This window comes from Fretibacterium sp. OH1220_COT-178, assembly GCF_003860125.1.
Classification (GTDB): domain Bacteria; phylum Synergistota; class Synergistia; order Synergistales; family Aminobacteriaceae; genus CAJPSE01.
This window is the reverse complement of sequence record NZ_RQYL01000005.1, coordinates 100,352-123,897: the sequence shown is the minus strand read 5'-3', so window position 1 is coordinate 123,897 and position 23,546 is coordinate 100,352. Positions and strand designations below refer to the sequence as shown.

Genomic DNA, 23,546 nt, shown 5'->3' with positions numbered 1-23,546 from the left:
TTCTTTCCTGGAAAATGATGTACGAGAGCGGCACGGCGCGCTTCCGGTCGGCTATTGTCCTCCTCCGGAGGGGCCGCCTCCGCGCACCTCGCGTCCGCACCAAGGGCAAGCCCCCAAGCGCCCTAAAGCAGCGCCTCCGCCCACGCCGCCTCGCGGAACCCGATCAGGACGGCCCTGTCGGCGACGAGCAGCGGACGCTTCACGAGCATCCCGTCGGACGCCAGGACCGAGAGCGCCTCGGCCTCGCCCATCGCGGGCAGCCTGTCCTTGAGCCCCAGCGCGCGATAGGCCATGCCGCTGGTGTTGAAGAACCTCGCCAGGGGCAGCCCGCTCCGCCTTAGCCACTCCGCCAGCTCCACAGCCGTCGGAGGGTCCTGGACGATATCCCGCACCGTGTGCTCCAAACCCTTTTCATCCAGCCAAGCCTTGGCCTTCCGACAGGTTCCTCACTTGGGATGACAGAGAAACAGCATGCAAACTTCCTCCTTTGATGATGATGGGGCTCGAAGCTGCGGCCTACCGTTCCAGCACCGCCACGGTCTCCACGTGGACCGTCTGCGGGAACATGTCGAAGGAACGGATGGAGGCCAGGCGGTACCCGTGTCCGGCCAGGATCCGGGCGTCGCGGGCCAGGGTCGCGGGGTTGCACGAGACGTAGACCACCCGCGGGACGCGAAAGCCGTGGATCGCCTCCAGCACCGCACGGTCGCAGCCGTCCCGGGGCGGATCGACCACCACGGTGCCGTAGGAGCCGTGCAGGTCCCCCACCGCCTCCTCGGCCCGGGCGCAGAGGGTCCGGACCTCCAGGCCGTTGGCCTCCATGTTCCGCTCCGCCATTTTCACGGCGCTGCGCCATTCCTCCACCGCCGTCACGCGCGCCCCGCGCGCCAGATAGCAGGTCAGGGACCCCACGCCGCTGTAGAGCTCCAGGACGTCCGTCCCCCGGACCTGCTCGGCCGCGTATCGAAAGAGCCGCTCCGTCTGGCCTGTGTTCACCTGGAAGAAGGACGTGGTGTCGAACTCGAGCGTCCAGCCATCCAGCCGCTCCGCGATCCGGCCGCTCCCGATCAGCGGCTCGGTGTGGGTGCCCAGGATGACGTTGCCCGGCTTGGAGTTGTGGTTCAGCGTGAGGGTGGTGGGACGCCCCGACGCCCCCGCGGCCACCAGCGCCTTGATCCCCTTGGCCGCGAGGCGTCCGTTGACGACGAAGGAGAGCAGGGTCTGTCCCGTATTCAGGCCCGCACGCATCACCAGATGGCGCAGCTTGCCCTCGTGGGTCCTCTCGTCGTACCCCGAGAAGGGCAGCGAGGGCAGGGCCCTCAGGACGGTTCCGTAGAGCGCGTCGAGGGGGCCCGCATTGACGGGGCAGCGCTTGAGCGGCACCAGGCGGTGGGTCCCCGCCCGGTAGAACCCCGTGACGATCCGGCCCCGCAGCGACTGCACGGGAAAGGACGCCTTGTTGCGGTATCCCCAGGGCAGAGGCGAGGGCACGCACTCCAATGCCTCGAAGAGCTCGGGTGGGAACCCCCCGATGCGCGTCATGGCGTCGCGGACCAGCTCGGCTTTCAGCGACAGCTGGAGCGGGTAGTCCACGTGCTGGAGCTGACAGCCCCCGCACTGCCCGAAGACGGGACACCTCGGGACGACGCGCCCCGGCGAGGGACGCACCACGGCGGTGGTGCGCGCCAGAGCGAAGTCCTTTCGGCGCTGCACGATCTCCGCGTCGACTTGCTCGCCCGGCAGGGCACCGGAAACGAACACCACCCCGCGGTCCGTGCGCGCGATGCCGCTGCCGTCACTCGACAGCCTCTCGATCTCGAACCTCGACGTCTCCCCCGACGCCGTCCTTGGACGTTCCACCCGCAAGACTCCCCCTCATCTTCGGCCGAGCCGGATTCTCCGTCTATCATACCCCAAACCGAGCGCCGCGCCACACGGAAAACGGGGGCGGACCCTGCCCGCCCCCGCGCCCTCCACAACGGAATCCGTGCTTATTTGAAGAACTTCTCGTAATATCCGAAGGCGAAGATCACCAGCATGATCACCGGCACGACATAGAGCAGATACCCACGCAGGGCACGGGGAAACTTCAGGCCCCGGCCCATGTCGGCCTCGGCAATGAAGTTGTCCCATCCCCAGCCGTAGCGCGTGGTGCAGAACAGCAGATAGACGATGGAGCCCAAGGGCAGCAGGTTGTTGCTGACGATGAAGTCCTCGAGGTCCAGGATGATGGTCCCCTTCCCCAGCGGCGCGACGTGCGACCAGATGTTGAAGCCGAAGACGCAGGGCAGCGAGAGCAGCAAGATGGCGAAGAAGTTGACCGTGGTCGCCTTCCTCCGGTCCCAGCCCAGCAGGTCCATGGAACAGGCGATGATGTGCTCGAACACCGCGACGACCGTGGACATGGCCGCGAAGCTCATGAACAGGAAGAACAGGCTGCTCCAGATGCGCCCCTGAGGCATGTGGTTGAACATGTTGGGCAGGGTGACGAAAATCAGGCCCGGTCCCGCATTCGGACTGACCCCATAGGCGAAGCACGCGGGGAAGATGATGAGGCCCGCGGTGATGGCCACGAAGGTGTCGAGCGCGGTGATGACGACCGACTCGCCGGTCAGGGCGCGATCGCGGCCGATGTAGCTGCCGAAGATCGCCATGCTGCCGATGCCCAGGCTCAGGGTGAAGAACGCCTGCCCCATGGCGGCATAGATGCTGTTCCAGAGCCCGTTTTCCATCAGCTTGCCGAAGTCCGGCCTGAGGTAGAAGTCCAGCCCCTTCTCCGCTCCGGGCAGGGTCACGGAACGCACGGCCAGGGCGATCATGATCAGCAGCAGCCCGCACATCATGATCTTGGTGATGCGCTCGACCCCCGTCCGAAGGCCGATGAAGCAGATGGCCGACCCGATCAGCACCGTCACGAAGAGCCAGAATATCAAGGCCTTCGGATCCCCGAGCAGAGCACCGAAGTTCGCGCCGATCTGTTCGGGCGACAGCGCCGTCAGGGTGCCCGACGCCGCGTACCAGGTGTAGGCCAGCATCCACCCCGTCACCGTGGTGTAGAACATCATCAGGATGTAGTTTCCGGCCAGGGCCAGACGGCCGAAGAGCCGCCAGAATCCCCCCTCGGGCTTCAGGACTTCGAAGGACCCCGCCACGCCCTGCCTCGAGGCGCGCCCCACGGCAAACTCCATAACCATGATCGGCATCGCCAGGAACAGCAGGAAGAGCAGATAGATCAAAACGAAAGCGGCACCGCCATGCAATCCCGTGATGTAGGGAAAACGCCACACGTTCCCCAGCCCTATGGCACAACCGGCGGAGAGGAAGATGAACCCCAACCGGCTTCCCAACGATTCCCTGGTACGCTTCTCCTCCATCTGCAAAACCTCCCTATGCTGTATGGCCGCCCGTCTCAAAACGACGCCGGCGGCTTCTCCGCAATTTAAATCCGCCCCTATGCCTCCGACTCGAAGGCCGCGGCCACCTCACGGAGCCTGTCCGGTATGGGAATGCCCTGAGGGCACTTGGGGACGCAGGCCCCGCAGTTCACGCAGGCGGACGCCCGCTTTCCGTCCCGGTCCGGCGCCAGGATGTACCGGTAGTTTCGGCCCTGGGCCTCCCAGTTTCCGGAGACCGACGCGGTGTTCAGGTTCGTGAAGCACTGAGGGATGTCCACCCCCTGCGGACAGGGCTTGCAGTAGCCGCAGGCCGTGCAGGGCACCCTCACGCGGTCGGTGAAGAATTTCCACACCCGGTCCGCAAAGCGACGCTCGGGCCCGGACAGGCCGTTCGCCAAGCCCCTGTCGGCGCTGGCCAGGTTCTGGGCCAGCTGCTCCGGCGTGGTCATGCCGCTCAGCACCACCGAGACGCCGGGATGGTCCCAGACCCAGCGCAGGCCCAGGTCCGCCAGGTTGGGCGAGGCGTACCCCGCGAGCCGTGCCTCCTCCTTGAGCTCTTCAGGGACCGGAAGACTGATGTTGCCGCCCTTCAGGGGCTCCATCACCACGACGCCGATCCCCTTGGCGGCGGCGTAGTCCAGCCCCTCCCTTCCCGCCTGGAAGTTTCGGTCCAGGAGGTTGTACTGGATCTGGCACATCGTCCACGGGTAGGCGTCCACGATCTCCTTGAAGCTGTCGATCCCGTCGTGAAACGAGAAGGCGATGTGCCGAATCCTGCCCGCGGCCCGGGCCCGCTCCATGAACTCGAGCGCCCCCATCTCCCTCATCCTCCGCCATCGGTCCCCATTCAGGGAGTGGAGCAGGTAGATATCCAGGTGGTCCGTGCGCAGAAAGTTCAGCTGCCTCTCCAGAAAGTCCTCCATATCGCTAGGCTCGCGCACCAGCCACACGGGCAGCTTGGTCACCAGCGTCACCTTGTCCCGGTAGCCCTCCAGGGCCCGTCCGACGAACTCCTCGCACTTGCCCTCGTGATAGGGCCAGGCCGCATCGAAATAATTGATGCCGCCGTCGAATGCGGCGCGCATCAGGCGCTCGGCCGCGGGCTCGTCGATGGCCCCGCCCGCGGTGACGGGCAAACGCATGCAGCCGAAGCCCAGGACCGAGAGCGCCCCCTCCACTCCCGATATCTTTCTGTAAAGCATGACGGCTCCCCCTCAAAAAAAGATTCTTGCTATTATAGCAGGTGAAGAGCACCAAGGGGCAGCCCCTTCGAAAAGCAGAACCACCGGCTTGGCCGGTGGTTCTGCTCAGCGGAAGAAGACCGGGGCGGGACCGCCTCCCGGTCAGCCTCCCCTCGGCTCGCTCAGGAGCGCGCCGTCCACGTAGCGGGCCCGGATCTCCCGATCGTCGCCCAGGTAGATGAAACGTTCCAGCCGCTCCTCGGGTGAGCGCGGGGTCTCGTCGCTCAGCCGGGCATCGTCGACCACGAGGCAGTCCATCGCGTAGCCGGGCTCGAAGCTCCCGACCCTGCCGAAGAAGGAGCCCCCGCCCTTCGTCGCCAGGTAGAGGACCTCCGCCGTCGTCAGGGGCGCACGGCCGTCCACGTACTTCCACCGCATCTTGGAGCACTCCACCGCCGAGGCCATCACGTCCGTCATGGACAGCCTGTGCCCGCCGGACACGTCCGACCCCAGCCCCACGTTCAGCCCCTCGTCGAGAAAGCGGCGCACCGGGGCGATGCCGCTGGCCAGGTTCAGGTTCGAGAACGGACAATGGGCCACGTAGACGCCCCGGCGCAGCATCAGGGCGATCTCGTCGTCGGTGACGTGGACGCAGTGGGCCATGACGGTCTTCGTTTGGCCGAACAGCCCGAAGGCGTCGTACACGGAGGCGTAGTCCCGGGCCCAGGGGTGCAGCTCGCGGACCCAGGCGATCTCTCCCTCGTTCTCGGAGAGGTGCGACTGCACGGGCAGATCCCGGCGTGCCGCCATCCCGCCCAGCCCCCGCATCAGCGCCTCCGTGCAGCTGGGCGCGAAGCGCGGAGTGAGGATGGGCCTCACGCGCCCCTCGGCGAACCCCTCGACGAAGCGCTCCGTCTCCGCCAGCGACGCCCCGGTCGTCTCGATGAGGTCGTCGGGACCGTTCCGGTCCATATTGACCTTGCCGACGAACCCGCCCAGCCCGGCCTCCCCCATCAGCTCCGCGAGGATCCGCGCGGCCGGAGCGTGGACGGTGGCGAACACGGCCGCCCGCGTCGTCCCCACCCTCCAGAGCTCCCTCACAAAGCGGCCGTAAACGCGCCTTGCATAGGCCTCGTCCCGGAACTTCGCCTCCTCCGGAAACGTGTAGGCGTTCAGCCAGGGCAGCAGCTCCTTGTCCATGCCGAGCCCGCGGTTCGGGAACTGGGGCGCGTGGACGTGAAGGTCGTTGAAGCCCGGGACGATCAGGCAGTCCCCCCAGTCCTCCACACGGACGCCCGCATAGGCTTCCGGCAGGGCGTCGTAGACGTCCGCCACCCTCCCGCCCTCCGCCACGAGATAGGCGTCGGGCCTCACGGTCAGTTTTTTGGGGAACGGGGCATAGACGATCTGCCCCCTCAGTACGAGTGCATCCATAGCAACGATTCCTTTCCGGGCGGGAACCGTACTCCCGGCCTCCCCCGCCCCGTGCTCCGGCGTTCGCGCCCGCCGAAAAAATCGCACACTACTCACTTTATATCATAACCGACAATCCGGAAGGGGCAACATCCCCACCTCTCCGAACGGGCGCTGCGGTCGAGGGATCCGTCGCAAGGCCCGCCGCTTGCGGACATTTTCCGTGATGTGTCCCATAGGGAACACATCACCCCCAACTGATTCTTCCCCTCCCGGAGTCCAATCACTATAATCACTAATGAACAATATGTTCAATAACGATGATTTCGTTCTCTATTTTATCGCCCCTCAGGCTTCGTACAGGGGCGAGGACGCGGGAGGGCATCATGTTCGGGAAATGGATGGAAAACGAGACGCGCACCACGGTCGTCTGCGTTCTGGTCTCGGCGGTTTCCCTGGCGCTGAGCCTGGCGGGCACGTTCGAGGGCAGCCTCCCGGCGGACATCGCGTGGGTGGCGATCGTCCTCTGCGGCGTCCCGATCGTCGTCGGTGCCGCAAGGGGAGTGATTTTCGAGCGCGACATCAAGGCCGACCTCCTGGTCGCCATGGCGCTCGCCGCCTCCGTAGGGATAGGGGAATATTTCGCGGCCGGCGAGGTTGCGCTGATCATGCAGATCGGGTCTTTGCTGGAGGACTACACCTCCGAAAGGGCGCGCCGCGGCATCGAGAAGCTGATCGGGCTCACGCCCCGGACGGCGCGCGTCAGACGGGAGGGGGCCGACGTCGTCCTGCCCGCCGAGGAAGTGCGGGAGGGCGACGTCCTGACCGTGCTCGCCGGCGAGACGATCCCGGTCGACGGGACCATCCTGGAGGGACGGACCTCCATCGACCAGTCCGTGATGACCGGCGAGAGCATCCCCGTGGACAAGGGGGAGGGCGACTCGGTCACCAGCGGCACGATAAACCGGTTCGGGACGTTCTCCATGCGTGCGGACCGGGTCTGCGGCGACAGCTCGCTCCAGCGGATGATCCGGCTCGCGGAGGAGGCGGACGAGAACAAGGCGCCCATCGTCTCCCTGGCCGACGCCTGGGCGACGTGGCTCGTCGTCGCCGCGCTCGCCTGCGCCCTCCTCACCTGGCTCCTCACGGGCGAGTTCGTCCGGGCCGTGACGGTGCTCGTCGTCTTCTGCCCCTGCGCCTTCATCCTGGCGACGCCCACGGCGGTCGTCGCGGGGATGGGAAACGCGGCGCGCCATGGAATCCTGATCCGTTCCGGCGACGCGCTGGAGCGCCTTTCGAGGGTGAGGCGCGCGGCCTTCGACAAGACGGGGACCCTCACCCACGGGCGGCCGCAGGTCGTCGCCTTCAGGAGCCTCGACGCCTCCCTCTCGGACGGGGACGTCCTCCGCATCGCGGCGCGGGTCGAGCGCCGCTCCGAACACCCGCTCGGCAAGGCCGTCGTCGCGTCCTTCCTGGAGAGGACGGGAGAGGATCCCGAGCCCGTCGCCGACTCCCGGGCGATCGCCGGCCGGGCCATGAGCGGCACGATCGACGGGACGGAGGTCGCGGTCGGGAAGGCGGATTACTTCGCCTCGCGGGGAATTTCACCCGACGGGGCCGCGGAGGCGGCAGAGGAGTTCCTGGATCGGGGGGCGACGGTCGTCCTCCTCTCCCGCGGCGCCCGGATCGTCGGCCTGATCGCCCTGGCGGACGAGATCCGTCCGGACGCGAAGGACACGGTTCGGGCCCTGGAGGGGCTCGGCATCTCCTGTATGCTCCTCACGGGGGACAACGAGCGTGCGGCCGCGGCGGCGGCAGAGGCCGCGGGGATATCGGAGGTTCGCGCCAACCTGCTGCCGGAGGAAAAGGCATCCATCGTCAAGGGAGACGACGAGAGGGAACCGACCTGCATGATCGGGGACGGGGTGAACGACGCTCCGGCCCTGAGCGGCGCCTACGCCGGCATCGCGATGGGCGGGATCGGCAGCGACATCGCGGTCGAGGCCGCGGACGCCGTCCTCGTCGGCGACGACATCAAGCGCCTCCCCTACCTGTTCCGGCTGACGAGAAGGGCGATGGATAAGGTGAGGACCAACATCATCGCCTCCCTCGTCATCAACGCCAGTGCCGTCTCGCTGTCCGCGGCGGGGATCCTGACTCCCGTCACCGGCGCGCTGTGGCACAACTTCGGCTCCGTCTTCGTCGTGGTCAACGCGGCGCTGCTGCTGCGGGAAAGGGACCGATGCCGGGTCGGGACCGGTGGAGCGGAGGGCGCCATTCCCCCTCAAAATCAACCGCAGACCTCCGTCGTCCGCGATTGATTTGACGTATCCCGCCCCCATCGACGATGTCTTGAGCACCCCCAACTTCTGCGGCATGGGCCTATACGAAAAAGAATCTGCATATATTCCAGGCGATTATATGCAGATTCTGCTTTGAGAGGCTTGATAATCTGCATATAGCCTGGTACTTTTATATGCAGATTGGAGGCTGGCATCATGAGAAGATTTGATTATTCTTTTCTTGGCAATGGGCTGCTGCCTGCAAACCTGGCGAACCTGACGGCGGGCATCGCAAGCCTGAAAACGATGGCCGGTATCCGAAAAGAGGAGTACATCCGTGTCTTCACAGAGTTGGAGGCCATTGCAAAAATACAGTCCGTCAAAAGTTCCAATGCTATCGAGGGGATCGTCACCAGTGATGAGCGTATCGCGGCCATCGTCAATCAGAACAGCGCACCGTTGAACCACAACGAAGCGGAAATTGCCGGGTACAGGGACGCCCTGAATGCAATACATCTGGGGTACGAGCACATCCATTTCCGGCAGAGCGACATATTGCGTCTGCATGAAATGCTGCTGTCCGTCGCCGGGCATGAACACGGCGGACGCTACAAGACGGTCGACAACGTCATCCTGGAGGTCGATGCGTCTGGAAACCGAAAGGTGCGCTTTTCCCCCACACCGGCAGCCGAGACGGAGGCGGCCATGGAGCAGCTGGAGCTTGCCTATCTGGAAGCCGACAGCGACGCCGGCATCAATCCGCTTTTGTTGAGTCCCTGTGTGATCCTGGATTTTCTGTGTATCCACCCGTTCCGGGACGGAAACGGAAGAATGTCCAGGCTGCTCTCCCTCCTTCTGCTCTATAAAAGCGGCTATGACGTGGGGAAATATGTTTCTTTCGAGGAGCAGATCAACAATCGCAAGGCATTTTATTACGAGGCCCTGCGGCGGTCCTCCGAGGGCTGGCATACGAATGGAAACACCTATTTTCCGTTTATCGAAAATTTTCTATCCACCTTGTATATGTGTTACAAGGAGCTGGACAAGCGTTTCGCGGTAGTTCACGGGAAAAGGATCACCAAAAAGGCCCGCATCGAAGCGACGGTCCTGAACAGCCTGACGCCGCTCTCCAAGACGGAGATATGCAAGATCCTCCCGGACGTCAGTCCTACGACAGTGGAAGCCGTGCTGGGAGCGATGGTAAAGGACGGGACGATCAGACGAATCGGCGCCGGAAGGGCATCGAGATATATAAAAGCGTAAACGGCAGGCACAGGGCTCGAACATGAAGCGGCTTGCCGCGCACCCCTCGAGTCGAAGGGGTGACGAACGCAGGCGAAACCCCTCAAATATTTGGGGATCGGAAGGTCCGCGAATCGAAGATCGAGGAGGACAAGGGTACCGCCATCGCGGGGGCGAACCCCGGCGGCTCCGTATCCGTCGCAGCGCTTGCGCTCATTCCCTCAACGCCGTGATCGGGACCACGAGCACGCCGTCCAGACGACGGTAGGCCGCGTCCAGCACGCCGCAAAGGACGCAGAGGGCATCGGGCCAGATGACCTTGGGATCCCGGACTATCTCCCTCCGAATCCCCTTCAGGTTCACGGCCGCATCGTTGACCCGTTTCTCGCACAACACGATCGCAAAGCCGCACCAACGTCCATCCGGCCGCTCGATGACCGCGTCGAACCGGCGATTCCCATCATCCCGATAGTGGTAGAGCGCGGCCCCGAAGGACTCCGCATAGATGCGCAGATCCCGCGCACAAAGCGCCTCGAACAAACGCTCGAGCGTCTCCGGATCCTGCATCAGGCTTTCGTGCGTCGCCCCCAGCAGCGCACAGGCAAGGGACGGATCGGAAAAGTGCCGCTTCACCTTCCCTTTGACGCGGGCATACGAGATGATAGGGGCGAGAAACGGCGGCTGGTCGTCCGTAAGGGACAGCCGCCTGAAAAGGTCCAGACAGGCGCGGACGGTATCGAGGTCGACCTCCACGCCCTCGGCAGCCTTGATGTCCCGCATCAGCGCCTCGCCGTCGACGGCCCTGCTCTCGTTCCGGGCCAGCGAGCGCAACACCAGGCGCAGTTCGGATGGGTCGGGCCGGACGCCGTCGTTATGCCTCCGGGCCTGGTCGAGGACGACATTCAGGTATTCCTCCGGCAGACGCGCCGCCCGCTCCGGCGGAAGGTCCCGACTGCCGGGCCATCCGCCGCGGAGGATCAGGTCGACGAGGGTCCCGAGCTCCACCGCTCCGGTCATCTGCGGCCTCATATCCCCGTTGCACAGCTTTTCCAGGGAAACCCTGCCGCTGGAGTCGCCGGACGCGTAGAGGGACAGAGGCCGCAGCAACGCTCGCCGGCCCCCGCTCATCAGGCTGCCTCGCCTCTTCTTTTACGCATATTCAGGCCATACACCGCCAGGATGAGCGAGACCCCCACAAGGTCGCTCGTCGTCCCGGGGATCAGCAGCCCCAGTCCGCCGGCGACCAGGAGCAGGCGCCAGCAGGACCCGATCGGCGCGTTGAGGTAGCCGATCAGCCCGCCGCCGATGCCGAACAGGCCGACCAAGGCGGTCAGGATCATGGGGAGCGCCTCGGAGAAGGTCCCACCGATCATGATGAGCTTGGGGTTGAGCGCGAACATATAGGGCACCAGAAAGGCGGCGATGGCCAGTTTCGAGGCGTTGACCCCGGTTCTGAAGGGGTTGCTCTTGGCGATCGCCGAGCCGGCGTAGGCCGCCAGCGCCACGGGCGGCGTAATGTCCGCGATGATGCCGAAGTAGAAGCAGAACATGTGGGCCGCCAGCAGCGGGATCCCCAGCTGAATCAGGATCGGGGCCGCCACGGTCGAGGTGATGATGTAGTTCGAGGTGGTGGAGACGCCCATGCCCAGCACCAGCGAGGTGATCATGGCGCAGAGAAGCCCCAGAAACACGTTGCCCCCCACGACCTGGAACATCCCGGTGCCGATGCGCTGACCGAGGCCGGTGAGGGTCACCATCCCCACGATGATGCCGGCCGTGGCGCAGGCCGTGGCCACCGACACGATGTTCCGCGCGGACAGGGGCAGCGCCTCGAGCACCCGCCTGGGGGACACCCAGGTGCTCCTCCTCAGGAAGGGGACGACGGCGGCGATCGCGACGCCCCACAGGGCCGACCGGGTGATGGTGAAGCCCGACAGCATGAAGTAGATGATGGCGCACAGCGGCAGGACGAGATGCCCCTTTTGCAGGATGAGCGGCACGGCCGGCGGCAGCTGCGCGCGCGGCAGGCCCCTCAGCCCCTTGCGCCGCGCCTCGAGGTCCACCATGATCCAGATCCCCGAGAAATACAGGACGGCGGGCACGAGCGCCACCAGCATGAGGTGGGAATAGGGCACCCCCACCGACTCGGCGATCAGAAAGGCGGCCGACCCCATCACGGGGGGCATGATCTGCCCGCCCGTGGAGGCCGCGGCCTCGACGGCGCCGGCGAACTCCGGCGCATAGCCGAGGGATTTCATCAGGGGAATCGTGAACGCTCCCGTCGACACGGTGTTCGCCACGGACGAGCCCGAAACGGTGCCCTGAAGGGCCGACGACAGCACCGCCACCTTGGCGGGCCCCCCCACCGCCCACCCCGCCAGCGCGTTGGCGAGGTCGATGAAGAACTGCCCGATCCCCGTCTTCTCGAGGAACGCGCCGAACAGGATGAACAGGAAGATGTACGTCGAACAGACCCCGATGGGGTTGCCGATCACGCCCTCGGTGGTGATGAACAGGTGCGTGATGACGCGCGGCAGCTGATAGCCCCTCTGCGCGAGGAAGCCGGGCATCTCGACCGGGATCAATCCGCGCGAGCCCATCAGGCCGTAGAGGATGAAGCACGACGCGATGATCACGATGGGAGGCCCCACGACGCGCCAGCACGCCAGCAGCACGAGGAACAGCCCCACCCCCGCCATGACGGTGTCGAGGGTCGTGTAGTCGCCGGCGCGGAGCTGGAGGGCCTTGAAATTGCCGATGAAGTAGGCGACGACCGTCAGAAAGGCGACGGAGCAGAGCACGTCCAGGGGGTTGACCTTCCTGCGGCTCGATTTCCTGGTCGTGGGGTAGAGGATGAAGGCCAGGCTGATGGCGAAGCCGAGGTGCCCGTAGCGCAGGATCTGCTGCGGCAGCCGACCGCTCAGCGAGGCGTAGAGCTGAAAAACGGCGAAGAGCACCAGCACCGCCGAGATGAAGATTTCAGTGCGCCCGGAAAAGATGCGGTAGCGCGAGTCCCTTTCCAGCTCGGACAGGTCAACGTTCTCGGGAACTGCGTTCAACTTTTTTCGATCGAAAAAACTCACCCCTGCGGTCCTCCTGTACTGTAAATGAACGTCCACGTATCCCACACGGCAACAGTCAAAAAATCCGGCGGTTCACGGAAGGGTGGAGGGCATCCGTTGAACGGCCGGATTCGGACTCGAAAACAGCAAGCAAAAGGAAGAAAAGCGTCAAGCCCCGGGGGCTTACCTTCCGGGCACCTTCAGCCCCTTCTCCTCGTAGAAACGGGCCGCGCCGGGGTGAACGTTGCCGGGAATCCCGCGGAAGGGATTTTCCAAGGACATGTGCTCGGCCTTCTTGTTCACCGCACGGATCTCGTCGAGGTTCTCGTAGATGGCCGCGGTGATGGCGTAGACGTCGTTCTCGTCAAGGTCGTTCAGCGCGACGAGCATGGACATGACCGCCACCGAGGTCACGGGGTGGCCCAGCTTGTACTGATCGTCCGGGGTCGTGAAGGCGGCGTAGAAGGGGTACTTCTCCAGCAGCATCCCCACGTGCTCGTCGTCGATGGAGATCACGTCGATCCTGCCCGTCAGGGAGAGCTCGGTGACGTTGGCGTTGGGGTACCCGCTACACATGAAGAAGGCGTCGATCTGATCGTCCTGAAGGGCGTTCTTGGCCTCGGACTGGCTGAGGAAGCGCTCGTCGATGTCGTCGTAGCTCATGCCGTAGATGCCCAGGATCTGCCGCGCCGCAACCTCGTACCCCGAGCCGACGGCGCCGACGCAAATGCGCTTGCCCCGCATGTCGGCCACGCTTTTGATGCCGCTGGCCCTGCTGGCCACGATCTGGACCATCTCCGGATAGCAGGCGGTGACGGCGGAGAAGTTCTTCACGGCCCCGTCGGCAAACTGTTCGATCCCGTTCAGCGCGTAGTTGTTGACGTCGGTCTGCACCAGGGACATCTCGATATCGGCCTTCTTGAGGAGCCGCACGTTCTCCACGGACCCGCCGGTGGAGCTCACGGTGATGTTGGAGCCCGTGTGCTTGTTGACCACCTGTGCGAGCGCGTTGCCGAAAGCGTAATAGTTCCCCGTGGCACTCCCCGTGCCCATCAGGAAGCTTCCCGAAACCTTCGGGGGCTCCGCAAGCGACGCGCCGGCGCCCAGGATCAGGGCCACCCCCACGGTCCAGGCCGCCAATGCCTTAACCTTCATTTCCCTTCCCTCCCGAGTGAGTTCTTCAGTTCCAGCAATGGAAAACCGTCAAACGCGCAGAAGACGGCCCTCGAAATATACTATAGCGCGGCGGGCTTTTCAAGCAAGGGAGGACCGGCCAGAACCACCTTGCCTTTCTGTCCCCTTCCCGCGGATTCGGCGCCCGGCCCGGCGTCAGCGTCCCCGCTGCAACAGCGGGGACGAGACGGCCTGAAAATAGCCGTCCAGTTCCTCCGGCGTCTGCCTCATGCCGTTCTCCAGCCACCAGCGCACCATCTCGATGAAGCTCCCGGCGATGTGGTTGACCAGAAATTCCCGGGGAATATCGCCCGCCTCCCTCGCCTCCCCCGGAAGCTCCGTCCGGACCACCTCCTTGATGCCGTTCCTGAAGTCCCGCAGGAACAGGTCGTTGCTCTCCCCGGAGAGGAGGCTCAAAATGTTGCTGTCGTTCTCCCGGAGGTGCGCCAGAATATGGAGGAAGATCGAGACGGGCCTTTCCCCGTCCGAACAGAGCCCGTGCGTGTGCGTCCTGTCGAGGGCGGAAGTGATGATATGGTCGAAGAGCCCGCCGCACAGCGTGCGCAGCAGATCGTCCTTGGTGGCGAAGTGCGAATAGAAAGTGCTGCGGCCGATGTTTGCCCGGTCAATGATCTCCTGAATCGTGATCTTGTCGTAAGGCTCCTCCGCCAAAAGCCTGGAAAACGCCTCCAGCACCGCAACCCGAGTCTTCCGCTGCCGTCTGTCCAGTACTTGCTCCGGCATTCCAACACTCCCCTACAAAACATTTTTTCGGATGTGTCCCGTACGGAACACATCCCCCCAACTGATTCTTCCCCCTCCACATACCGATCATTATAATCGTTAACGAACAAGATGTTTGATAATGACGCCCTCTTTTTTATCCTATTGCCCTCGATCCCCCACGGGACGCCCCGGCCGCGGGAATCGGGCAACCTCTCCAGCCGAAAAGAAGGAGGCAAAATGGAGAATATCATACAGGTCGATGAACTTTGTCATTATTACGGCGAACGATGCCTCTACAGGAGCCTGAGCTTCGGCGTGGCGCCGGGGCAGGTCTTTGCTCTGCTGGGCAAGAACGGCGTCGGCAAGACGACGCTCATCAGCATTCTGATGGGGTTCCTCAGGCCCTTCGGAGGCACCTGCCGCGTCTTCGGGGAGGACTCCCACGCCCTGAGCCCGTCCGCACGCTCGCGGATCGGCCTGCTCTTCGAGGGCTACCTCTGCTACGACTTCCTGACCATCGCGCAGATCGAACGCTTTTATGCGTCCTTTTATCCCCGATGGAACGCGGAGCATTTTTTTGCGTTGATCGAGATCCTGGGGCTGCCGCACACGCACAGGATCCGGAACATGTCCTGCGGGCAGAAGTCGCAGGTGGTTCTGGGCCTGCTGATGGCCCAGGAGCCCGACCTGTTGATCCTGGACGACTACTCCATGGGCCTGGACGCGGGGTACCGCAGGCTGTTTCTGGACTATCTCAGGGAGTACCTGGGGCAGAGCCGGCGAACGGTATTCCTGACATCTCACGTCATTCAGGACATGGAGGACTTCGTGAACGAGGTCCTGTTCCTCAAGAGGGGAGGCGACCATCTGGTGACCTCGATGGCCGATTTTCGAAGGAAGTTTCGCTGCTATCGCCTGGAGCTCCGGGAGGAAGCCCAGGCACCATCTCCCGGCGGAATCATCGAGAACGTCGAACGGCATCGGGGGTTTGCCGATGTCTTCAGCTTCACCGATTTTCCCGCCGTCCGCGAGGCCCTGGCCCGCCAGGGGTTCGATCCGGCGTCCCTCCAAGAATGTCCCATGAGCCTCGAGGACGCCTTTATCGGCTATACGGGGAGGTACTGAATGATTCGGGCCGTTTTGATGAAGGAATACATCAAGCTGCGCTTCCACGGGCTCGTCCTGCTTTTGCTGCACCTGGGGCTGATGGGCTGGATCTGCGTGGAGACCCGCAGACTTTTTGTCCTCGACCACTCCGAGGAGGTATGGTTCAAGATCTTTTACCTCAGGGAGGTCTACTACGGCGGACTCAAATACGCCTTCCTGGTCTCGGGCATCGTGATCTCCTGCGTGCAGTACCTCTCCGAGACGGCAGGACAAAAGCTGCGCCTGTCACTGCATCTTCCCGTCAAACCCCATACGGTGATCTTTGCCCATGTCCTCGCGGGGGCCATGGCTCTGCTGATCCTGACGGGAGTGGACCTGGCCGTGCTTGCCGCTCTGACTCGGGTCTATTTCCCATCGGAGGCAGTCTCGCTGGCCGTGATAACCTCGGCCCCCTGGGCCATGGGAGGGTTCGCCGCCTACCTGGGGGCGACGCAGGTGTTTTTCGAGCCCGACTACCGATTGAAGCTGTTCGACCTCCTGTTGGGCGCAGGGCTGACGAACTTTTTCCTCTTCGACATTCCCCCGGGCCGAGGAGGCCACGTTCTGCTCTGGGGAAGCGGGATCCTGGTCCTTATGCTGTTTGCAGTCCTGCTGCCGGCTTACCGGTTCCGGTATCGGAGGGTCGCCTGATGTTCCGGGCTCCAATGCGCGCACTCAGCACGGCCGCCACGGTTCTCCTGGCCTTCTTAGTTTTTTTCCTGTACGTGCCCCGGCTTTACGACAGGATCTTCGTGCCAGAGGTCGAACGGACGCACCTGCTCTTCAGCCCCGTGAAGAAGCGCTTCGTCTACAGGGAGAGCATCGTCGGGCCCATTCCCGATGAGGCCAGGGCCATGGCCGAGGACCATCATGCGGAGATCGCCTACCGGGACGAGGACGGAGCGTGGTTTTCCCGCGTGGACTTCGAGAAGAGCCTGCCCTTCATCTATTACAAAAACATGGAGCTCTGGGGCCTTCTGCCCCTCACCCTCGAAGGACGCGTCTTCGACCGCGCCGAGATGAAGCGGGAACGCCAGGTTACGGAGCTCCGCAGCCGCGAGATCGCGGACGCTCCGCCTGCCCTGCACTTCCTTATGGACTCCCAGCCCGACGGGGCCCGGCTTGTCCTGCCGGACGACGCCTTCAGGATGACCGCCTCGGAGATGCAGTTCATAGGGACGGACACCAACGCGCCCGTACCGGACCTGACCCGCACGTTCACCGGCGCGCTTTCGGAAGCGGGGTTCGTCTTTCCGGCGCGCTCCGTCCACGCGAACACCAGCATCCTGAAGCCGGTTGATGAGGGGTTCTTCATGGTGGACGCGGAATACTCGGTCTTTCACGTGAAAAGGAGACGGGGCGACGCCGTCGTCGTGCAAACCCCCATCCCGAGAGAGCTAAAAACCCGCCATATCGCCCTGTCGGAGAGCACTCGGGGAGAGTATTATGGGTTGCTTCTGGACGGTTCGGGCGCACTGCACGTCCTGCTGTGCGAGCGGTATCGGACGGTCCCTCTGCCGCTCGAGGGGTACGATTTCAGGACGATGGACTTCAAGCTCATTGTGAATCCCCTCTATCGGGTGGCCGTCTATTCCGACGAGGAGACGATCTTCGGCATCGCCATGACCGCGGATTACGTTCCGGTTCGCTCCTTCCGGCACCGCATGTCCCGCGCCGAGGACACGCTCGCCAAAAGGGTGTCACGCGTGCTCTTTCCCTTCCGGTTCATCGTGGGGACGGAGGGCGAGAGGGCCTCATCCGTGAGTCTACTGATGCCATGGCGCTGACGCGTCGGCCTGCGGGGCAAGCGCAGACGCACGGGGAAGCCGCCCGGCGCACGACTTCATCCGTGCCGATCATCGGGAACATTTATATGGAGAAAGGATGGAAATGATGAAAGGGATCATTGGAACGAGGGCCTTGTCCACATTATGCATGCTCGGCGCCGTCCTGTTCGGATCCGCAGCCTGGGCTCACACGCCCGTCTGCATGTGCTGGGACAATGGGGACGGGACGATCTCCTGCGAGGGAGGCTTTTCCGACGGGTCCTCCGCCGCCGGGGTGGAGCTGAGGGTCGAGGACGAAAAGGGCAGGGTGGTGATTCAGGGCAAGATGAACGAGGACAGCGAGTTCACCTTCGACAAGCCCCGCGGGGAGTTCGTGGTGGTCTTCGATGCGGGCCCCGGCCATGTCGTCAAGATAACCTCGCGTAACATCAAGCAGTAGGACGGGGATTCGAACGGGCCGACCGCGAGGGCGCCATTTCGGAGCACCCCCGCAATCGGCCTGAGATCCCGCGGCATTACGCGGACGCGGCCCGTGGACGCTCCGTCCTCCGCCAGAGCAGGCGGCCGCCCTCCACGTGCGGCTCGGCCCGTCCCGCCTCCGCCAGCGCCGTCAGGTGCGCCCCGACGCAGCACAGGTTCAGGAGCAGGTGGGAGGCGTCCATCGACAACCCGTTCTCCACGGCCAGCCGGGCCAGCACGTCCTCCCGGCTCGAAGGGGACTCCAGGGCCGTCCAGACCGCATCGGCCACCCAGTCCAGCGCCTCCCGGTTCCGCCGCACCAGCTCGCGGATGTCCTGCGAGGCCGGGGCGTGGCAGGGCACGTACCAGGCGGCCGGCTCGCGCTCCAGCCACTCCAGGGTCTCGCGGCCGCGCCGCACGTCCAACATCACCATGAAGCGATATTTGTTCAGGACCGCGGGGTCGAACAGCGCGTCCGCCAGGAACAGCACGTCGTCCGGGGTCCGAACGCCGATCATGTCCAGAAAATGCCCCGGGAGCGGCACGGCCGAGAGCCGCGTGTCGCGGATGGGGCCCGAGTTCCCGATGAACGCCGCACGGGACGGTTTGGCCTCGACGAACTTGTCCCGAATCTGCGGGAACGGGAACGCCCCCCACAAAAACAGGGGCTCCAGGGTGGTGCACTCCGTCAGCGCCGCCTCGATGCGGGTCGCCCAGACCTCGCAGCCCGTGCGCCCCTGGATGAAGGCGTTGGCCCCCACGTGGTCCGCGTTCGAGTGGGTGTTGACGATCGCACGCAGCGGCACGCCGCGCTCCGACCGGATCAGGTTCAGGAGCCTGCGCCCCTGGTCGTCGTCCAGCCCGGAGTCGATCAGGTATCCCCGCCCCTCCTCCTCGTAATAGCCGACATTGACGCGGCCGGGAACGTACCAGGTGCTCGGCCCCAGCCGTCTCAGTTCCAGCTTCATCCCTCGTCCCCCCTCAAGCTCCCCGGAGGCCGGGACGCTAGTCCAACCGGAAGCCGTAACGCTCCGCGATCCAGGCGGGCAGCTCCACGCGCGCGGTCTTCAGGGGATCGACGACCTGGCACACCCTCAGGTCCGCCGCCGCGGAGAGCAGCATCCCCGCCTCGTGCGACTCGATGCCCAGACGCTCCAGCAGAAAACGGTGCATCCTTCGCGTGGCCTCGGCCGCCGCCTCGTCCAGCGTCTCGGCCGAGGCGATGGTCATCAGGCGGCCCCCCTCGGCCAGGAAGGGCGTCGGCAGCACGGCGCCCTTCAGGACCGAGACCCGGACGTCGACCTCGCCGGCGATCTCGACGCCGCAGACGACGATCTCGCCGTCCCCCATGACGGCGTGCAGGTCCCCCAGGGCCAGCAGCGCGCCGGGGACGTTCACCGGAAGGTAGAGGCTGGCGCCCTTCACGATCCTCTTGCAGTCCATGTTGCCGCCATGGTCGCCGGGCGTCCCCGTCACGATGGGGTCCCCCTTCGGGGCGACGCCGATCACCCCGATCATCGGGGCGACCGGAAGCTCGATGCGGTCGTTCAGAACCGCCTTTCCACCCTCGACCCGGACGATCTTCGTGGTCTCGCGGACCATCTCTCGATCCAGGACGCCGAAGCCCGGGACCGTCACCATGACCCCCTGCTCCGCCAACCGAATGTCCAGGATCTCCACCTTCAGGACGTCCCCGGGCAGGGCCCCTCTCACGGCCAGAGGGCCCGTGGCAGGGTTGATCTCGTTCCAGTCAATCGAGCTGAAGAGCTGGTCCGCACAGGCAAGGCCGTTGGCGAAGCAGTCCATGGTCTCGAAGGTGACGACGCTCCCCGACTCCACCTCGGCCGCCGGAGCATGCGCGGACGACAGGGCGAACACGTGATCCTTGGCTGCGATTCTCACTAAGAGCACCTCCTCGTCGATTGCGGGGATTCCCCCGTTCCATTCTATCAGCTTCCCCACCGTAACGACCGTAGGAGACGAAGCAAAAGAAACTATGGTTCATTTTATCTGGTAAAAGCCACAAAACGTATCTTTCATGATAAACTCGGACGCATATTCAATTCCTATCTCATTACCCCAAGGAGGTTCCACCATGAACGAGACGAAAGCCGCGCCCACCCTCAAGCGCTTCAAGATGCCGCACGTCCTGGCGTTTCTGTTGATCATGATTCTGATCATGATCGGCTTCACTTGGGTGATCCCCGCCGGAGAGTACAACCGCGAGGTCGTCAAGACGGAGCTGGGAACGCAGAACCGCGTCGTTCCAGGCTCCTACCACGCCGTGCCGCCGGCCCCCCAGCAGGTCTGGAAGGTGGCGCCCGCTCTGGTCAAGGGATTCCAGGACTCGGCCGCCATGGTCTTCATGGTGCTCTTCTGCGGCGCGGCCATCCACATTCTGGAGAAGACGGGAACGGTGCACGTCCTCTTCCAGCGCTTCAGTCAGAAAAATGCAGGGCAGGGAGCATCTGGCCATCTTCGCGGTGATGCTTCTGATGTCGGTGGGCGGGGCCGTGGGCGCTTTCGCGAACAACGTGCTGGCCCTGATGCCGCTGGCCATCCTGCTGGCGCGCGGGCTCGGCTACGACAGCGTCGTCGGGCTCGGCATGGTCTACCTCGGCGCCTTCGCCGGCTTCAACGTCGGGTGGGGCAACGTCTTTTCCATCGGGATCGCCCAGAACGTCGCGCAGATCCCGCAGTTCTCCGGACTCTGGGTCCGGGTTCTTTTCCACGCCGTCAACCTGCTGCTGACCTACGCTTTTGTCGCCCTCTACGCCAGAAAGGTGAAGCGCGACCCAACCAGAAGCCTGGTTTATGAGGAGAGCGAAATCCTTCCCGCAACGAACGGAATGGAGGATGCCGAACTTCGCTCCATGAACTGGCGACAGATCTGCTGCGCCCTGATCACGGTGGTGGGGTTCGGGGCCATCGTCTGGGGATCCGTCAGCTGGGGCTGGGGCGTCCCGGACTACTCCGCCGTCTTTCTGGGCATGGCCCTGCTGATCGGCCTTGTGGGCGGCCTGGGGGTGGACGGCACGGCGGACGCGTTCGTCAAGGGCTGTGCGACTCTCATCGTCGGCGCCTTCGTCATCGGCATGTCGCGCGCCATCTCCGTCGTGATGGTGGACGGCAAGATCATCGACACCATCGTCCATTACCTGTCGGAGCCCATTTCCCACTACGGCCCCATCGTGGGGGCCAACCTGATGTTCTACGCCAACACGATCATCAACTTCTTCGTCAACTCCGGGTCCGGCCAGGCCGTGGTCGTCATGCCCCTGATGGTGCCTTTGGCGGACCTCGCGGGGATCACCCGCCAGGTGGCCGTCCAGGCGTTCCAGTTCGGGGACGGGTTCTCCAACTGCCTCTACCCGACCTCCGGAATCCTGATGAGCGCGCTGGCCCTCGCGGGCATCCCCTACCAGAAGTACCTCAAGTGGTTCCTCCCGCTGCTCCTGCTCCAGACCGTCCTGGCCAGCGTGGCCCTGACGATTCTCCAGGCCATCGGCTGGAACTGACCTCCGAGTTACCAATCGATCGTATAGCAGATGTCGGGCTTTTGAGACTTTCAAAAGCCCGGCAGTCGCGTATGTGGCGCACGGCAGACTGCCGGCATGGACGACCGAAATAAACGCGCTCAGAGCCGGGGGATCCCGTCGGGCGTGCCGGATGCGGAGTAGAGGAGCTGAGAAAGATAGGAGGCCTCCAGCAGCAGGGTCCCGTTCCCCAGCAGGCCCGGGAACGAAAAGCCCATCGCCTCGGGGAGGTCGGAACAGAGGGCGCGCAGCTCCCCCTCCACCCGGTCGCCGATGCCGTAGAGCACGGCGAAGACCAGGTACTCGTCCCACAGCTCCACCTCGACGGCCCGGCGCTCGTTGATCAGGGTGAAATCCTCGAGGTAATTCCGGAATCCCCGCAGCTGGCGCAGCATCTCGAGCCCCCGGCGAGTCGCCCGGGGCTCCGAGGGCGCCGCGCGTCCCCGACGCAGCAGCCGGTTCCGCTGCACGATCCCGCCGTTCGACAGAAAGTATTCGAACCCCGCGTCCTCCACGCTGCGCCGCCAATCCTCGAACATCATTTTCAGCGCCTGACGGCGCCCCTCCTCGGCGAAATCGCGCCTCCTCGCATCGATGTCCTTGTCGCGACGGACCAGGGCGTCGAAGGCGGAGGAGAGCGACAGATCGAGGGGGACCCTGGTCCCGGCCTCCGCATCCTTGAGCCTGCGGAACGCCTTGAGCAGCTCCATCAGTTTTCTCTCGGGCTCGGAGCGGAGCCCCCTCTCGTCCTCGACGATCGGCAGGGTCGAGGACGAGGGCAGGAGGATCCCGTCCCGAAACCAGCGCAGCACATAGGCGCGGATCAGGTCCGTCAACCTCTTGTGGTCGTGGGAGACGACGTGAGGCTGCATCCAATTGAACAGGCTGGAGGAGAAGAGCTTCCGAAGGACGGAGGCACGGGGAACGGCGGACAGGCCGTAGAAGGCGGCGGCCAGGTCCCCGCCGCAGGGGATCGAGCCGAAGTAGGGCCGGTCCTCCAGCTCCTCGAAGAAGGCGGGCGACACCCGCAGCATCCTGGAGGGCGACCGCGACGCCGAGATGCGAAGAAACACCACGGCGAGGAAGCCGAGCGCAAGAATCCACTGCAGGTAATCGGAAAACTTCGAGAGGCGGCCGCAGACGGACGCCAAACGCACGAGGGACTCCCCGTCCGCATCCCGTCCTGCCCGGCCGGAGTCCCGCACATACTCGAAACGGCCCGACAGGACCTCGTGCGGGTGAAGCACCCCCTTGGGGAGGCGCAGCTTCACGGCGATGTAGTTATCCTCCTTCAGCGGCTGCGAGCTTCGCACGACGACGGTGCCGCTCACCAGCTGGGCGACGCCCCGAAAGCCGTGCGTGCGGACCTCGGCCTGTCCCTCCGCGAGGGGGCCGTCGGCCCGCCGGATACGGACCTGGACCCGACGAGGCATGGGGTCCGTCCCACGGTCGAGGAAGCGCACCAGGAAGCCGTCGGCGTCGTCATAGGCCTTGACCAAGCCCGGGACCGTCCAGGAGACGTAGCAGACGCGCCGCCCCGACGCCGCACGTCCCCAGCGCAGCTCCAGGCCGCGCGCGCCCCGAACGACCCCGCAGCGCCCCTCCTTTTCCGCGGCGCTGCGCTGCGGATTCCACCGCCTGCCCTCATTCTCGAACACGCGCCCCCACTCGTCCGCAACGGAGAAATCGGTCACCTTCACATCGGGATCGAGGGCCAGAAGGAACTCCGTCCCGCCGGCCGAGAGCTCGGCGTCCCACCGCTGCGTGAAGTGCGCGGTACCGTCGCGGTCGAGGGTCACGTTCACGTCCAGGGCATAAACGATGGAGCCCTCCGCGTGCGGAACGAAGGACATGACGGCGAGATAAAGCACCACGGCCAACGGAAACCCGCCCCAAATGCGCCGCCCCGAAGACGGCCCCATGACGCGTGAGCCCCTTTCAGGTCGTTGACCTTCCGTCGATTGAAAAGGAGGTTGAGAGAGCCCGGCAAGGTGTATTCCGGAGTGAACAGCGCCCCGATAGGCGTAATGGATGCCGATTTTGTTCATAGGAAAACCTCCTGTCCCTCGTCCCCGTTCAATCCATCCCCGGCAAGACGGTGTGGCGAGGCCCTCGGGCGGTGCAGCTCGCCGGGGCCCGACGCC

General features: G+C 64.6%; 18 protein-coding genes and 2 pseudogenes. 8 read left to right on the top strand and 12 right to left on the bottom strand.

What is annotated here, in order from left to right; translation table 11 throughout:
• Positions 1-122 precede the first annotated feature (122 nt).
• From EII26_RS03640 to guaD, 5 genes and pseudogenes are all read right to left on the bottom strand, one after another.
• Positions 123-434: pseudogene (locus tag EII26_RS03640) on the bottom strand (arsenate reductase family protein); the annotation flags it as partial.
• Between the two features lie 82 nt (positions 435-516).
• On the bottom strand, positions 517-1,860 hold the full coding sequence (gene rlmD / locus EII26_RS03635; protein WP_158612137.1) for a 23S rRNA (uracil(1939)-C(5))-methyltransferase RlmD: 1,344 nt from the start codon (positions 1,858-1,860) through the stop codon (positions 517-519).
• 131 nt (positions 1,861-1,991) lie between these two features.
• On the bottom strand, positions 1,992-3,374 hold the full coding sequence (locus tag EII26_RS03630; protein ID WP_124887783.1) for a sodium-dependent transporter: 1,383 nt from the start codon (positions 3,372-3,374) through the stop codon (positions 1,992-1,994).
• 77 nt (positions 3,375-3,451) lie between these two features.
• Entirely contained in the window at positions 3,452-4,597 is a 1,146-nt protein-coding gene (locus EII26_RS03625; RefSeq protein WP_124887782.1) for an aldo/keto reductase, read from the bottom strand.
• A gap of 141 nt (positions 4,598-4,738) precedes the next feature.
• The gene (guaD, locus tag EII26_RS03620) at positions 4,739-6,010 is read right to left on the bottom strand and encodes a guanine deaminase (RefSeq protein WP_124887781.1); all 1,272 of its coding nucleotides are present in this window, start codon (positions 6,008-6,010) and stop codon (positions 4,739-4,741) included.
• Between the two features lie 365 nt (positions 6,011-6,375).
• On the opposite strand from guaD, the gene EII26_RS03615 reads away from it, so the two are divergent.
• Both EII26_RS03615 and EII26_RS03610 read left to right on the top strand, forming a co-directional pair.
• On the top strand, positions 6,376-8,310 hold the full coding sequence (locus tag EII26_RS03615; RefSeq protein ID WP_124887780.1) for a heavy metal translocating P-type ATPase: 1,935 nt from the start codon (positions 6,376-6,378) through the stop codon (positions 8,308-8,310).
• A 177-nt stretch (positions 8,311-8,487) separates the two neighbouring features.
• Complete coding sequence (locus EII26_RS03610; RefSeq protein ID WP_124887779.1) at positions 8,488-9,534, top strand: Fic family protein; 1,047 nt, start codon at positions 8,488-8,490, stop codon at positions 9,532-9,534.
• A gap of 192 nt (positions 9,535-9,726) precedes the next feature.
• Here EII26_RS03610 and EII26_RS03605 read toward each other — a convergent pair whose 3' ends face one another.
• From EII26_RS03605 to EII26_RS03590, 4 genes are all read right to left on the bottom strand, one after another.
• Positions 9,727-10,620, bottom strand: a complete 894-nt coding sequence (locus tag EII26_RS03605; protein WP_158612136.1) for a DUF4143 domain-containing protein — start codon at positions 10,618-10,620, stop codon at positions 9,727-9,729.
• 20 nt (positions 10,621-10,640) lie between these two features.
• Positions 10,641-12,596, bottom strand: a complete 1,956-nt coding sequence (locus EII26_RS03600; RefSeq protein ID WP_124887777.1) for a TRAP transporter permease — start codon at positions 12,594-12,596, stop codon at positions 10,641-10,643.
• A 162-nt stretch (positions 12,597-12,758) separates the two neighbouring features.
• Positions 12,759-13,730, bottom strand: coding sequence for a TAXI family TRAP transporter solute-binding subunit (locus EII26_RS03595; RefSeq protein WP_124887776.1), 972 nt, complete (start codon positions 13,728-13,730; stop codon positions 12,759-12,761).
• Between the two features lie 174 nt (positions 13,731-13,904).
• Positions 13,905-14,492 carry a TetR/AcrR family transcriptional regulator gene (locus tag EII26_RS03590; protein WP_233572584.1) on the bottom strand — a complete coding sequence of 196 codons (588 nt, stop codon included), beginning with the start codon at positions 14,490-14,492 and terminating at the stop codon, positions 13,905-13,907.
• Positions 14,493-14,711: 219 nt separating this feature from the next.
• On the opposite strand from EII26_RS03590, the gene EII26_RS03585 reads away from it, so the two are divergent.
• From EII26_RS03585 to EII26_RS03575, 4 genes are all read left to right on the top strand, one after another.
• Positions 14,712-15,599, top strand: coding sequence for an ABC transporter ATP-binding protein (locus EII26_RS03585; RefSeq protein WP_124887775.1), 888 nt, complete (start codon positions 14,712-14,714; stop codon positions 15,597-15,599).
• Positions 15,600-16,271: a hypothetical protein gene (locus tag EII26_RS13070; protein ID WP_158612135.1), complete on the top strand. Its 672-nt coding sequence runs from the start codon at positions 15,600-15,602 to the stop codon at positions 16,269-16,271.
• Positions 16,271-17,407, top strand: a complete 1,137-nt coding sequence (locus tag EII26_RS13065; protein ID WP_158612134.1) for a DUF4857 domain-containing protein — start codon at positions 16,271-16,273, stop codon at positions 17,405-17,407. The genes EII26_RS13070 and EII26_RS13065 overlap by 1 nt, the downstream gene beginning before the upstream one ends.
• Before the next feature lie 148 nt (positions 17,408-17,555).
• Positions 17,556-17,846 carry a hypothetical protein gene (locus EII26_RS03575; protein WP_124887773.1) on the top strand — a complete coding sequence of 97 codons (291 nt, stop codon included), beginning with the start codon at positions 17,556-17,558 and terminating at the stop codon, positions 17,844-17,846.
• A gap of 76 nt (positions 17,847-17,922) precedes the next feature.
• Here the strand turns inward: EII26_RS03575 and EII26_RS03570 are convergent, their stop codons facing one another.
• Positions 17,923-18,834 (bottom strand): MBL fold metallo-hydrolase, encoded by a 912-nt coding sequence (locus EII26_RS03570; protein ID WP_124887772.1) that lies wholly within the window; start codon positions 18,832-18,834, stop codon positions 17,923-17,925.
• Between the two features lie 37 nt (positions 18,835-18,871).
• Positions 18,872-19,768, bottom strand: a complete 897-nt coding sequence (locus EII26_RS03565; protein WP_199735046.1) for an acetamidase/formamidase family protein — start codon at positions 19,766-19,768, stop codon at positions 18,872-18,874.
• Positions 19,769-19,904: 136 nt separating this feature from the next.
• Between EII26_RS03565 and EII26_RS13660 the strand changes: the two are divergent.
• Together EII26_RS13660 and EII26_RS03555 are read left to right on the top strand one after the other, a co-directional pair.
• Positions 19,905-20,264 (top strand): annotated as a pseudogene (locus tag EII26_RS13660) (hypothetical protein); the annotation flags it as partial.
• Between the two features lie 52 nt (positions 20,265-20,316).
• Entirely contained in the window at positions 20,317-21,384 is a 1,068-nt protein-coding gene (locus EII26_RS03555) for a YfcC family protein (RefSeq protein WP_124887770.1), read from the top strand.
• A gap of 119 nt (positions 21,385-21,503) precedes the next feature.
• Here EII26_RS03555 and EII26_RS03550 read toward each other — a convergent pair whose 3' ends face one another.
• Positions 21,504-23,276, bottom strand: a complete 1,773-nt coding sequence (locus EII26_RS03550; protein WP_233572592.1) for a DUF2207 family protein — start codon at positions 23,274-23,276, stop codon at positions 21,504-21,506.
• Between the last annotated feature and the right edge of the window lie 270 nt (positions 23,277-23,546).